This is a genomic window from Terribium retamae, from assembly GCF_022347545.1.
Taxonomy (GTDB): Bacteria; Pseudomonadota; Alphaproteobacteria; order Rhizobiales; family Rhizobiaceae; genus Mesorhizobium; species Mesorhizobium retamae.
The window spans coordinates 95,414-107,934 of sequence record NZ_JAKREW010000005.1 but is presented as its reverse complement, the minus strand read 5'-3'; the positions used below and the strand labels follow the sequence as shown (position 1 = coordinate 107,934).

10 protein-coding genes are annotated in these 12,521 nt (G+C 62.2%); 2 read left to right on the top strand and 8 right to left on the bottom strand.

The genetic code is table 11. The features are described from left to right. Nucleotides 1-41: 41 nt before the first annotated feature. Nucleotides 42-671 carry a nucleotide exchange factor GrpE gene (grpE, locus tag L4923_RS08050; protein WP_239363399.1) on the bottom strand — a complete coding sequence of 210 codons (630 nt, stop codon included), beginning with the start codon at nucleotides 669-671 and terminating at the stop codon, nucleotides 42-44. A 239-nt stretch (nucleotides 672-910) separates the two neighbouring features. Between grpE and L4923_RS08045 the strand changes: the two genes are divergently transcribed. Next, the gene (locus L4923_RS08045) at nucleotides 911-1,099 is read left to right on the top strand and encodes a hypothetical protein (protein WP_239363398.1); all 189 of its coding nucleotides are present in this window, start codon (nucleotides 911-913) and stop codon (nucleotides 1,097-1,099) included. A 26-nt stretch (nucleotides 1,100-1,125) separates the two neighbouring features. Here L4923_RS08045 and L4923_RS08040 read toward each other — a convergent pair whose 3' ends face one another. The 6 genes from L4923_RS08040 to cysG form a co-directional block, all read right to left on the bottom strand. Further along, nucleotides 1,126-2,736 carry a GMC family oxidoreductase gene (locus L4923_RS08040; RefSeq protein WP_239363396.1) on the bottom strand — a complete coding sequence of 537 codons (1,611 nt, stop codon included), beginning with the start codon at nucleotides 2,734-2,736 and terminating at the stop codon, nucleotides 1,126-1,128. A 136-nt stretch (nucleotides 2,737-2,872) separates the two neighbouring features. Continuing rightward, nucleotides 2,873-3,412: a DUF934 domain-containing protein gene (locus tag L4923_RS08035; RefSeq protein WP_239363733.1), complete on the bottom strand. Its 540-nt coding sequence runs from the start codon at nucleotides 3,410-3,412 to the stop codon at nucleotides 2,873-2,875. A 121-nt stretch (nucleotides 3,413-3,533) separates the two neighbouring features. Continuing rightward, a complete protein-coding gene (locus L4923_RS08030; protein WP_239363394.1) occupies nucleotides 3,534-4,298 on the bottom strand; it encodes a phosphoadenylyl-sulfate reductase in 765 nt (254 codons plus the stop codon). Next, the gene (locus tag L4923_RS08025) at nucleotides 4,273-5,943 is read right to left on the bottom strand and encodes a nitrite/sulfite reductase (protein ID WP_239363391.1); all 1,671 of its coding nucleotides are present in this window, start codon (nucleotides 5,941-5,943) and stop codon (nucleotides 4,273-4,275) included. Before L4923_RS08025 ends, L4923_RS08030 begins: the two co-directional genes overlap by 26 nt. Before the next feature lie 38 nt (nucleotides 5,944-5,981). Beyond that, nucleotides 5,982-6,278 (bottom strand): DUF2849 domain-containing protein, encoded by a 297-nt coding sequence (locus tag L4923_RS08020; RefSeq protein WP_129413260.1) that lies wholly within the window; start codon nucleotides 6,276-6,278, stop codon nucleotides 5,982-5,984. After that, nucleotides 6,275-7,726: a siroheme synthase CysG gene (gene cysG, locus L4923_RS08015; RefSeq protein WP_239363390.1), complete on the bottom strand. Its 1,452-nt coding sequence runs from the start codon at nucleotides 7,724-7,726 to the stop codon at nucleotides 6,275-6,277. The genes L4923_RS08020 and cysG overlap by 4 nt, the downstream gene beginning before the upstream one ends. 433 nt (nucleotides 7,727-8,159) lie before the next feature. On the opposite strand from cysG, the gene ybaL reads away from it, so the two are divergent. Continuing rightward, entirely contained in the window at nucleotides 8,160-9,956 is a 1,797-nt protein-coding gene (ybaL, locus tag L4923_RS08010; protein ID WP_239363389.1) for a YbaL family putative K(+) efflux transporter, read from the top strand. Nucleotides 9,957-9,990: 34 nt separating this feature from the next. Here the strand turns inward: ybaL and L4923_RS08005 are convergent, their stop codons facing one another. Further along, a complete protein-coding gene (locus tag L4923_RS08005) occupies nucleotides 9,991-12,222 on the bottom strand; it encodes a transglycosylase domain-containing protein (RefSeq protein WP_239363387.1) in 2,232 nt (743 codons plus the stop codon). Nucleotides 12,223-12,521: the final 299 nt, after the last annotated feature.

Below are 12,521 nucleotides of genomic sequence, written 5' to 3'. Positions count from 1 at the left end.
GACGCCCTTTTCTAAGGCCTACTGTTATTTGCCGACTGCCTTCAGGCGTCCTTCTCGGCCTGCTCGTTGACCGGTCCTGGTTCGGTGGGTTCGGCGGCAGCCTTGGGTCCACCTTTGGAAACACCGACCATGGCCGGCCGCAGCACGCGCTCTCCGATGGAATAGCCGGACTGTACCACCTGCACGACCGTGTTGGCCGGAACGTCCGGATTGGGCACTTCGAACATCGCCTGGTGGAAATTCGGATCGAACTTCTCGCCCTGCGGATCGAGCTTCTTCACGCCATGGCGCTCGAGTGCTGAAAGCATCGCCCGCTCGGTGATATCGACGCCTTCGATCAGTGCCTTGAGACCGGCGTCTGCCGCCGCCTTGGCTTCGGCCGGAATGGCATCGAGCGCACGTGCAAGATTGTCCGAGACCGAAAGCATATCGCGCGCGAAATTGGCGATCGCATAGGTACGGGCATCCTGAACATCGCGTGCCGTGCGCCGGCGCAGGTTTTCCATCTCGGCCGCGGCGCGCAGCGCCTTGTCCTTCAGTTCTTCGTTTTCCTTCAGCAGCCGAACCAGCGCCTCATAGTCGCCGTCGACGCCACCTTCGGCGCGCTCCGTTTCGGCTTCTACAGCCTCGATATCTTCAGGCGCGCGTTCGTCTTTTGCCTGGTCGCTCATCGCCATTTCCCGTCATGCCGGTTGGTTCTGGATTTGTGCCCGATATCGAGGTTTGGAACTCAAAAATCAAGGGGAAAGGGCATTTCTCGCCATCTCGTTGCGACGCTCTTCAAATGCACGGATCACAATCAAATTAATTCAAATTTTACGCTGTTTCGACCAGGCGCTTGCCAAAATGCCGCAATGGGGGAACGATTCACCGGCGGGGTAGTTTCAAGGCCGACTAAGGATTTGAGGCCATGTCCCGTAACAATGCAGCCAAACACGATCAGCTGCCGACGCAGATCCGGCGCCAGTTCTCCGATCGCTCGAACCAGCGGTTCCTGCATAGCTTGCCGGCCTTCAGGGTGGTGAGTGAGATTCCCGAACCGCTGCGCACTCTGCTCGACAAGCTCGATGCGCAGGAAAACAGCGCCCGCAGCCGGTAGAGCTGCGACTTCATCATCGGCGCGCGTCAGACGACCGTGTTCTTCATCAGGTCAGCCGCCTTTTCCGCAATCATGATCGTCGGTGCATTGGTGTTGCCGCCGATCAGCGTCGGCATCACCGAAGCATCGACGACGCGCAGGCCTGAGATGCCGTGCACACGCAGTTGCGGGTCGACCACCGCCATGTCGTCCGTGCCCATTCGGCACGTGCCGACTGGATGGTAGATCGTGTCGGCGCGCGAGCGGATATGGTCCATCAACTCCGCATCGCCGGTCAACCCGGTCGTATGGAGCTCCTTGTGGCGGTATTTTGCCAATGCCGGAGCCTCCAATACGTTGCGCATCATCTTCGCCCCTTTCAGCATCAACGCAGCATCGCGCTCATCCGAAAGATAGCGCGGGTCGATGCGCGGAGCCGCCAATGGGTCGGCACTCGCAAGCGTTACCTCGCCGCGCGAATATGGCCTGAGAGCACAGACATGACATGAGAAGCCATAGCCCAGATGCATTTTTCTGCCGTGGTTGTCGACGATCGCGATGATGAAGTGCAATTGCAAATCCGGCCGCTCCAGCCCCGGATCGGATTTCAAAAAGGCGCCACCCTCGGCATAAGGCGTAGCGATCATGCCGGTGCCGTCTTTGCGCCATTGCAGCATATGTTTCACCAGATTGACCATGCCCCTGAGGCCGAGGCCCATCATGTCGGTGTCTCTGGACTTCCAACTCGTGATGAAATCGAGATGGTCCTGCAGGTTCTTGCCGACTCCCGGCAAGTCATGTGCCACCGGGACATTCTGGGCGGCAAGTTCCTTGGCAGGACCGATGCCCGACAACAGCAGAAGTTGCGGGGAACCGAAGGCGCCGCCCGAGACCACCACTTCTCGCCCGGCCTGGGCAAAAGCTTCACCCTTTGCAGTGCGATAGCGCACGCCGGTCGCACGCTTGCCGTCCAGCATGATTCCCGTTGCTTGAGCGCCGGTGATGACGGTGAGATTCTTGCGGCCCATGGCCGGATGCAGATAGGCAGCAGCAGCCGAACACCGTTCGCCGTTGCGCTTTTCACCCCAGAATTGCGTGACCTGGTAGAGCCCCGCGCCTTCCTGCTCCGGCCCATTGAAATCATGGTTCGCCCGGATCTGATTTTCGCCGCAAGCCGCTACGAAGGCGCGGCTCAGCGCTCGCGGGCTCTGCTGTTCCGCCACACGGAGCGGGCCGTCGGCGCCATGCAGGTCGCTGGCGCCGCGCTGATTGCCTTCGGCGCGCTTGAAATAGGGCAGCACCTCTTTCCACGACCAGCCCTTGCAACCAGCTTCCGCCCAACCCTCATAGTCGGTCGGGTGACCGCGAATGTAGAGCATCGCGTTGATGGCGCTGCAGCCGCCCAGTGCTTTTCCGCGCGGCTGATAGCCTCTGCGCCCGTTGAGACCCGGCTGCGGCACCGTCTCGAACGCCCAGTTGTTGATCTTGGGTCGCCCCGGCAGCAATGCCACGATGCCGGCTGGCGCGCGGATCAGCAAATCCTTGCCGTCGCCTCCCGCCTCCAGCAGGCAAACGTTGACGGAGGGGTCCTCCGAGAGCCGTGCAGCAAGCACCGAGCCCGCCGAGCCCCCGCCGGCGATGACATAATCGAACTTCATGATGGCCTCTCCAGGACAGCCGGCGGAATTTCCGTCCAGTCCGCTCACAGAAGCCGCAAAGGCTGGAATTTGTAAAGATACACAACCGGCTACGGAGAGCGGCCCCTTGACGGACCGTTCTTCCGCAAGTCCCGCGTCAGTTCGTGGGGGTGCGACGCCAGCTGTAGCTGTTGGCCGGCGCCGACGCTTTTGCGGCAGGCTGGTAATGGGATGGAATACCGTCCAGACGGCCTTCCTCCAGGCGCTTGAGCAGAACCGGATGGGAGACTTCGAATTCGTCGAAACCGACGCGCAGCATATGCGGCAGCTGGTCGATCAGAACCTGACCTGTTGCCCTGACGGCACCTTCGAAGCCATGGCGGCTGCGCAAGAGCGATGCCTTGGAAAAGGAACGGCCGTCGGTGAAGGCCGGGAAAGCCAATGCCACCAGCGAAAGCTGGTCGAGCAGGTCGACGATCTTGTCCAGTTGGTCACCCGGCTGCAGCGAAACGCCGAGCCGTTCCCTGGCCGATTCCCGGACCTGAGGATCGAGATCGAGGAACGCCTGCAACGGCAGGATGAAACGGCCATTGCCGGAGAGTGCCTCGGCGGTCTCGGCATGCGTCCAGTCGTCTTCACGGAACCCGTTCGGGGTCCAGAGGCGTGGCAAGGCGGCGTCTGACGTTGTCTCGGTCATGAAGGCGAGCATATGACTTATTCTTTTATCAATTTCCAGTATGGAGAAGGGATTAAGGGAGTAGGGCAGTGAGGCAGATTCGGGGATTGCCCTAATCCCTTACTGCCCTACTCCCTCCATCTCACAGCGACGCATCCGTCAGCGATTTCTCCAATCCGGAGAGATGGATGCCGCATTCGGTCTTTGCGTGGCCAGCCCAGCGTCCGGAGCGAGCGTCTTCGCCAGGCTGCACCGGCTGCGTGCACGGGAAGCAGCCGATCGACAGATAACCATAAGCGACAAGCGGGTTTTCGCGCAGCGCGTGCTGGCGCATGTAGTCCGCCTGGTCGGCAGTGGTGAAGCGCGCCAGCGGATTGACGCGGATGCGCGAGCCTACCGCCTCGAAAGCCGGCAGCGCTGCGCGGGTCGAAGCCTGGAAGCGTTTCCGTCCGGTGAACCATGCGCGATACGGCTCGACGCCGCGCGCCATCGGTTCAACCTTGCGTACGTCGCAGCAGGCATCTGTGTTGGTTTCGTGCAGCTTGCCGGTCGGATCGATACGGGCAAGGGCAGCTTCGTCAGGCGTCACGACCTGGATGTTGGTCAGGCCGAAATCGGCCGCCAACGCATCGCGATAGTCGAACGTCTCCTCGAAATGTTTGCCGGTATCGAGGAAAATGATCGGCAGATGCCGATCGACTTCCGCGATCAGATGCAGGAGCACTGCCGAATCCGCGCCAAAGGAAGACACAGCGGCAAGCTCACCGGGAAACAGTTCGACCGCAGCCCGCTCGATGATCTCCTGCGCGCTCAGATGCCCGTAGAGTGCTTCGAAGGCAACGGCTTGCGCCGTAGCGCCGCCTTCGCCCGGGATCGTCTGATCAAGCGGCCTTGGCTTCGCCAGCATAGAGCGCCTCCTTGAACGGCGCCGGGCCAACGCGGCGATAGGCATCGAGGAACTTTTCCGACTTGTCGAGGCGGATGGCCAGATAGGTTTCGACGACGGTTTCGATGGCATCGGTGATTTCGTCCGGACCGAAGCCACGGCCGATGATTTCACCAACCGAAGTGTGTTCGTCGGCCGAACCGCCGAGCGTGACCTGGTAGAGTTCGGCACCCTTCTTTTCGACTCCGAGAATGCCGATATGGCCGACATGGTGATGGCCGCAGGCATTGATGCAGCCCGAGATCTTCAGCTTCAACTCGCCGATATCACGCTGACGCTCCAGCGAAGCGAAGCGCTTGGAGATGTTCTGCGCCACGATGATCGAGCGCGCATTGGCGAGCGCGCAATAATCGAGACCAGGGCATGCAATGATGTCTGAGATCAGGTCCGAGTTGGCGGTCGCCAGTCCGATCTCGACCAGCCGGTCATAGATCGCCTTGAGATCGGCGCGCGCCACATGCGGCAGGATCAGGTTCTGCTCGTGGCTGACACGCACCTCGTCGAATGCATAGGTCTCGGCAAGATCGGCAACCGCGTCCATCTGGCTGTCGGAGGCATCGCCCGGCACTTCACCGATGCCCTTGAGCGAGATCGTCACTGCCGCGTAGTCCGGATTGCGGTGGGTGACGACATTCTGGTCGAGCCACTCGGAGAAGCTGCGCGAATCCAGCCGCGCCAGCTTGATTGCTTCATCGCCCTCGGGGCGAGCGGGCAGCGCCGGCGGCGCGAAATAGGCGTCGATCGCCTTGATGTCGGCGTCGGGCAGCGTCAGCTCGCCATCCTTCAGTTCCGCCCATTCCGCCTCGACCTGGCGCGTGAATTCCTCGACGCCGGTCTCGTGCACGAGGATCTTGATGCGTGCCTTGTACTTGTTGTCGCGGCGCCCATAGAGGTTGTACACGCGCAGGATCGCCGTGCAGTAGGACAGCAGGTGCTCTTCCGGCAGGAAGTCGCGGATCTTCTTCGCCACCAGAGGCGTACGGCCCTGCCCGCCACCGACATAGACCGCGAAGCCCAGTTCACCAGCAGCATTCTTCTTCAGATGCAGCCCGATGTCGTGCGTCTGGATCGCGGCGCGGTCGCGCTCGGCGCCGGTCACCGCGATCTTGAACTTGCGCGGCAGGTAGGAGAACTCCGGATGCACCGAAGACCACTGGCGCAGGATTTCAGCATAGGGACGGGGATCGGCGGCCTCGTCCGCAGCAGCGCCGGCGAAGTGATCGGCGGTCACATTGCGGATGCAGTTGCCACTGGTCTGGATGGCGTGCATCTCGACCGAGGCAAGGTCCGCCAGGATAGCCGGAATGTCCGACAACGCCGGCCAGTTGAACTGGATGTTCTGGCGCGTGGTGAAATGGCCGTAGCCCTTATCGTATTTGCGCGCGATATGGGCGAGCATCCTGAGCTGCTTCGACGACAGCGTGCCGTAAGGCACTGCGATGCGCAGCATATAGGCGTGCAGTTGCAGGTAGACGCCATTCATCAGACGCAGCGGCCGGAACTGGTCCTCGGTGATCTCGCCGGCAAGTCGGCGTTCCACCTGATCGGTGAATTGCGCGACGCGGGCCTGTACGAACTGATGGTCGAACTCATCGTAGCGATACATATCTTATCCTCTGGGCGCGAGGCACCCGCTTGTCGTGATCAGGCTGCGGTCGGGCGCGCCTGCTTGCCGAGATCATTGCGGTTGGTGGGGCCAGCGGCGCGAATTCTCTCGCGCAAGCGCAGCGGATGAATGACGCCGTCGACGATTTCGACGTCGATCAGGTTGACGTCGACCACTTCATTGGCCGCAAAAGACGCAGCGCCGATCGCTTCCAGCCGCTCTTCGGCTGCCTTGTCGGCGGCAAGTTCCGAGCTGTCGATCGTCTCGGCCCAAGCGCCGCCGGCATACCAGACGGCCTCACCATCGGTGAGCCGATTTGCTGTCAGGATCTTCATGATTGTGCTCCCTGGACGGCCGGCTGACTGGCCTCTTGGTACTTGCGAGCCCCCAGCGGCTCGGAGCGGCTGAAATTGGCGCCGGCAACGGCATCGCCGATGATGGTCATGACTGGACCGGCCAGATCGCTGCGGACCTCCAGCGATGGCAGATCGGCCAGCGTGCCATGGAAACGGCGGCGGTTGGCCAGGCTGGCATTCTCGACGACCGCAACCGCCGTATCAGGCGAAAGCCCGGCCTCGATCAATCGGCCAGCGACGTCGGCGGCGACGCTGCGACCCATGTAGACGGCGACCGTCGCGCCGGAGATTGCCAGCTTCGCCCAGTCCGGCAATGTTCCGCCCTTGAGATCGTGACCGGTTGTGAAGACCATCGAGGACGTGACGCCGCGCAAGGTGAGCGGCAATTCGAAATCCGCCGCAGCGGCGAAAGCTGAAGTGACGCCGGGCACCACCTCGTAGGAAATCCCGGCCTCGCGCAACGCAGCCATTTCCTCGCCGGCGCGACCGAACACCAGCGGATCGCCGCTCTTCAGCCGCACCACGCGCCTGCCCTCGCGGCCAAGTGAAACCAGCAACGCGTTGATTTCGAGCTGCGACTTGGAATGGCACCCCTTACGCTTGCCGACAGGCAGGCGCTCGGCATCACGGCGGCCCATGGCAACGACGGCTTCCGGCACCAACGCGTCATGGACGATGACGTCGGCCTCCATCAGGAGGCGCTGGGCCCGAAGGGTCAGCAGGTCTTCCGCCCCAGGCCCGGCGCCGACCAAGGCGATGTGGCCACTGAAGGCAGTGTTGGAAAGCAGCAGCTTGGAAGCGGCATCATGGGCGGCCGACAGATCACCGGCCTCTACGGCACGCGCCGGCGAACCGGCAAAGAAATCCGCCCAGAAGCGACGGCGGCGATTGCCCCTGGGCAGGATACGCTCTGCCGCATCACGGAAGGTCGCCGCAAGCGCTGCCAGCGGCCCGAGTGACGGCGACAGCAGCTGATCGATACGGGCCCGGAGCATCTGCGCCAGCACCGGGCCGGCGCCCTCCGTGCCGATGGCAACAGCCACAGGGGCGCGATTGACCAAAGCCGGCGTGAAGAAATCGCACAATTCCGGGCGGTCGACGGCGTTGACCGGAATATTCAGCGCGCGAGCGTCCTGTGAAATCTGGCGATCGGCCGCTTCCTCGCCGGTGGCCGCGAAAACCAGCACGGCACCTTGCAGATGATCACCGCGATAGGCTTGGGCAGTATGGCTGGCGCCGTTTTCGGCGATCCAGTCGCGCAAGGCCGGCTCGACATGCTCGGCGACGATGCGCAGCTTGGCGCTGGACTGGCCGATCAACCGTGCTTTGGCCAGCGCTTCCTCGCCGCCGCCTACGATGACGACAGCTTCGCCCTCCACTCGCATGAAGACGGGAAAGGCATTGAGCTTGGAGGTGGCATGCGGCATTGCGGTAAGACCCTGAACAGGCTGGCATTTCTACGCGCATGCGGGGAAGATCAGAAGGAACGCACTCGCGCGCCTTTGTTTCGGATGCAATCTCTTTTCTGAAAGCACCAGAGGTCGAAGAAAAATTTTTCTCTTCGCCGCAAAAAACGGGCCGACGGGATCAGTCCCTTACCATTCCAGCAGCTCTTCTAGTCTTGTCGAGCGGCCTGGGCAAACCACATTTTTCTAATTTCTATCTATTTAGTAGAATTTAGGCTTGAAATGGTGGTTGACTTGCAGGCACGCCCAAATCTCACCAGCCACGCATTTCGCATGCATTTCAAAGACCTCGTGGGGTTGCACGGCATCGTTGCCATCCCCATAGTGCAATAAAGCGGCGGCTCAGGGCGGCGCTCATCCGACATCGCTAGACCAGAAGGGCGCTCCATCGACCATGCCGCATGACACTCCCCTTATCGCAACCATCGTCGTCGGTCTGGGGTTGGCATTTGTCTTTGGCGCGATAGCCAATCGCTTTCGCATTCCGCCTTTGGTCGGCTATCTGCTGGCCGGCATTCTTGTCGGCCCCAACACGCCCGGCTTCGTCGCCGACCAGGGCCTTGCGCTCGAGCTCGCCGAGATCGGCATCATTCTCCTGATGTTCGGCGTCGGCCTGCATTTTTCGATGAAGGACCTGCTTTCAGTGCGTGCGATCGCGCTGCCCGGCGCTGTGGTCCAGATCGGGTTTGCGACCTTGCTCGGCTGGGGACTGGCCTGGATGCTCGGCTGGTCGCTCGGCGCCGGGCTGGTATTCGGCTTGGCGCTTTCCGTGGCTAGCACCGTGGTGCTGCTGCGTGCGCTGCAGGAACGCCGGCTAGTGGAAACCGAACGCGGGCGCATCGCTGTCGGCTGGCTCATTGTCGAGGACCTCGCCATGGTGCTGACACTGGTGCTCTTGCCGGCACTCGCCGGCGTGCTCGGCGGGGTGGATCAGGCGCCTCCCCCCGGTGGCCTTTACGGATTCACCGCCAACTACGGCGTCTGGGGAGTGGTTGGCGTCACCCTGGCCAAGGTCGTCGCCTTCGTGGTTCTGATGCTGGTTGTGGGGCGCCGGGTCATCCCATGGGTCCTGCATTATGTCGCCCACACCGGCTCGCGTGAGCTGTTCCGCCTGGCCGTGCTGGCCGTGGCGCTCGGCGTTGCCTTCGGTGCGGCCAAACTGTTCGGCGTTTCGCTGGCGCTCGGCGCCTTCTTCGCCGGCATGGTGATGAGCGAATCCGAGCTCAGCCATCGCGCCGCCGAGGAATCGCTGCCGTTGCGCGACGCCTTTTCAGTGCTGTTCTTCGTTTCGGTCGGCATGATGTTCGACCCGTTCAGCGTCATGCAGCATATCTGGCCGGTGCTGGGAACACTCTTCATCATCGTCATAGGCAAGTCTCTCGCCGCCTTCGCCATCGTGCTCCTGTTCGGCTATCCGATCGCGACGGCACTGATAATTTCCGCCAGCCTCGCACAGATCGGCGAATTCTCCTTCATCCTGGCCGAGCTCGGCGTCGGCCTGAAACTCCTGCCGGAGGAAGGGCGTGACCTCATCCTGGTCGGCGCCATCCTTTCCATCATCCTGAACCCGGTGATGTTCCTGCTCGTCGACCGGCTGAAGCCGTGGCTGGAGCAGCGGCGCGGTGCCGAGGGCGCAGCGGCGGCTATCTCCCCGATTGGTCCGGCGACGACAGCCGGACAGGTGGCGACCACCGGCGAAAAACCGGAGGAGGACGACGTTCCCACTCCCACCGCCTTGACCAACCACACCATCCTGATCGGTTACGGCCGTGTCGGCAGCCTGGTGGGCGCTGCCATGAGGCAGGCCAATGAGCCGTTGCTGGTCGTGGAAGATGCCGACAAGACGATCGCCCGCCTGAAGGCCGACGGTATCGAGACCGTGACGGGCAATGCGGCCAAGGAAGATGTCTTCGCCGCAGCCAATCCAACCTTGGCCAAGCGGCTGATCCTGGCCATTCCGAATGCCTTCGAGGCCGGCCGTATCGCCCTGCTGGCCCGCGCCGCCAATCCGACGATCGAGATCGTCGCCCGCGCCCATTCCGATGCCGAGGTCGAGCATCTCGAAGGACTTGGCGCCAACACGGTCATCATGGGCGAGCGGGAAATCGCACGCGGGATTGTCGAGGCCGTGCTGAAACCGGAATTGGAGGGGCAAAACCAAACCACGGCTGAGGCGGCACCAGCTTCCTAACAGCGTGACAGCGCCGTTCAAAAACTGGTGCGTCTCAGCCGCCGCTGAGGATATCGAAAATCGAGGTGCTGCGCTTCTTCATCGGTCCGCCGACTTCGCCTGGTGGCACAGGATGGTCGATCGATGCGGTACTGCCATTGTCGCGCGGCATGGCCGGGCTGTCGTCCTGGATCGGCTGGCGTGCGGCACGCTGTGGCACCGGTTGCTCGGCCGAGGCTGACGGCACGCCTCCGGGCACCGGCGCAGGCGGCGTAAGGTCAAGCGGAATATCGTCCTGCACCACCGTATCGGATGGCGTCGAGCGCCAGGTACCGGGCAAAGGCTTCACAGGCACGCCTTCGTGTGCGGCCATCATGAATTCGTGCCATGCCTGCGCGGGCAGCGCGCCGCCGGTGACGTTCTTCATCGCCGTGCCATCGTCGTTGCCAAACCACACACCGGTGGTGAGATTGGCGGTGTAGCCGACGAACCAGGCGTCGCGCGAATTCTGGCTGGTGCCGGTCTTGCCGGCGGAGGGCCATCCGAAGGCAGCTTTTTTCGCTGTGCCGACCTCGACGGTGCCTGACATCATCGAATTCATCATGCCGATGATCTCCGTGCGTGCCACGCGCGGCGCGGAGCCTGCTTTGGCTTTATAGAGCACCTTGCCGTTGGTATCGGTGATGCGGCTGACGAAATGCACGTCCGGCCGGAAGCCGCCATTGGCGAAGGGCACATAGGCCGACGTCAGTTCCAGCGGCGTGACTTCCGAGGTGCCAAGCGCGATCGCCGTGTTGTTTTGCAAATCGGACTCGATACCCATGCGGTGCGCGGTTTCGATGACCGCGTCGGGCCCCACTTCCATGGTCAGCTGCGCTGCCACCGAGTTCAGCGACTTGGCGAGCGCCGTCGCCAGCGTGACTTTGCCGTAATATTTGCCCTTGAAGTTGTCCGGTGACCATTTTCCGATGCGGATCGGCGCGTCATTGCGCACGCTGTCGGGTGTCCGGCCTGCTTCCAGCGCCGTCATATAGACGAATGGTTTGAACGCGGAGCCCGGCTGCCGCCTCGCTTCGGAGGCGCGGTTGAACTGGCTCGTCGAATAGTCGTAACCGCCCACCATCGCCCGCACCGCACCGGAATTGTCGATCGACACCAGCGCGCCCTGGGTGACGTTGAGCTTCTTTCCCTTCGTATCGACCAGATCGCGGATCGATTTCTCGGCGAGTTTCTGCAGCGTCAGGTCCACGGTCGTTTCGACGACAATATCGCTGCGCACATCGCCGATCAGGTCCGGCAGTTCTTCGACGATGGCGTCGGCGACATAGTTCTCGGATCCGGTCCAATAGGATGGCGCGCGCACGGCGGGCGCAGCCATCGCTGTCTTCAGTTCCTTGTCGCTGATCATCCCCTCTTCACGCATGGCCCCCAGCACCAGCTGTGCGCGACGCTCGGCTGCCCTGGGATCCCGGGCCGGTGAGAAACGTGACGGTGCCTTGAGCAGACCGGCAAGAAGTGCTGCTTCCGACAAAGTGACGTCGCGGGCACTCTTGCCGAAATAGCGACGCGAGGCCGCTTCGACACCATGTGCACCCGAGCCGAAATAGACCCGGTTGAGATACATCTCCAGTATCTGATCCTTGGTGTGCTTCTGCTCAAGCCAGATAGCGAGCAACACCTCCTGCACCTTGCGCTCCAAGGTCCGGTCCGGGGTCAGGAACAGGTTTTTGGCAAGCTGCTGGGTCAGCGTCGAACCGCCCTGCCGCAAGCTGCCCCCGATAAGGTTCGTCACGACCGCGCGGGTGAAGCCGATCGGGTCGATGCCGTAATGGGAATAGAACCGCCGGTCCTCAATGGCGATGACGGCTTCGGGAATATAACGCGACATCTCGTTGAGACCTACCGCCTCGCCGCCACTCATTCCGCGGTTTGCGATCAGCCTGTCATCGACGTCGACGATCTTGATGTTTGGCGCACGATCGGGCACCGACCATGTCGTGGCTGCCGGCATCTTGGCGCCGTAATAGACGACGACGCCGGCTCCGGCGATGGCGCCCCAGATGGCGAGCACGAAGCACCAATAAAGCAACCGCCCGAACAACCCGGTCTTGCTGCGCTTGCGTCGCCCGCCGCGCACAGATTTCGCCTTGGCGCTGCGTTTGTTCGAGGATTTGCGGCTTCCCGGCACGACGCGGTCCTCTTCGCGCACCGAGAATCCCGTGGAGGGTGCCGTCTGTGACGGCCCGTCGAAGCTGGGCTCGATGCGTTTGTCCCTGCGATCCGCCATGCGCTGCCGCTAGTCCCGATGCCGATGGCGCTCCGGTGGAGATTAGATGCGGCAGTTTAAAGGCGGGTTAAGAGCCTAAAAATCGAAATAAAGGAAAATCAAAAGCTTATGGTTGGACCGACCTTTAGCCGGGGAGTGTCAACTACTCTGAAAAACCAGACTCCGTCACTCTTTTGTGATTGCGATCGACGGAACTTTGCCGGGAACAGGCCGTTGAGGCGTACTTCCTGAGGAGTTTTCGTCCGCACGAAGTCAGGCATGTCCCTCCATGTCCTGTAAACGGCCCGCTGCAACACCCC

Bases quoted from the DNA above. Each gene is read 5' to 3' on its own strand.
- grpE (WP_239363399.1), bottom strand. From the start codon at position 671: ATGAGCGACCAGGCAAAAGACGAACGCGCGCCTGAAGATATCGAGGCT.
- L4923_RS08045 (WP_239363398.1), top strand. From the start codon at position 911: ATGTCCCGTAACAATGCAGCCAAACACGATCAGCTGCCGACGCAGATC.
- L4923_RS08040 (WP_239363396.1), bottom strand. From the start codon at position 2,736: ATGAAGTTCGATTATGTCATCGCCGGCGGGGGCTCGGCGGGCTCGGTG.
- L4923_RS08035 (WP_239363733.1), bottom strand. From the start codon at position 3,412: ATGACCGAGACAACGTCAGACGCCGCCTTGCCACGCCTCTGGACCCCG.
- L4923_RS08030 (WP_239363394.1), bottom strand. From the start codon at position 4,298: ATGCTGGCGAAGCCAAGGCCGCTTGATCAGACGATCCCGGGCGAAGGC.
- L4923_RS08025 (WP_239363391.1), bottom strand. From the start codon at position 5,943: ATGTATCGCTACGATGAGTTCGACCATCAGTTCGTACAGGCCCGCGTC.
- L4923_RS08020 (WP_129413260.1), bottom strand. From the start codon at position 6,278: ATGAAGATCCTGACAGCAAATCGGCTCACCGATGGTGAGGCCGTCTGG.
- cysG (WP_239363390.1), bottom strand. From the start codon at position 7,726: ATGCCGCATGCCACCTCCAAGCTCAATGCCTTTCCCGTCTTCATGCGA.
- ybaL (WP_239363389.1), top strand. From the start codon at position 8,160: ATGCCGCATGACACTCCCCTTATCGCAACCATCGTCGTCGGTCTGGGG.
- L4923_RS08005 (WP_239363387.1), bottom strand. From the start codon at position 12,222: ATGGCGGATCGCAGGGACAAACGCATCGAGCCCAGCTTCGACGGGCCG.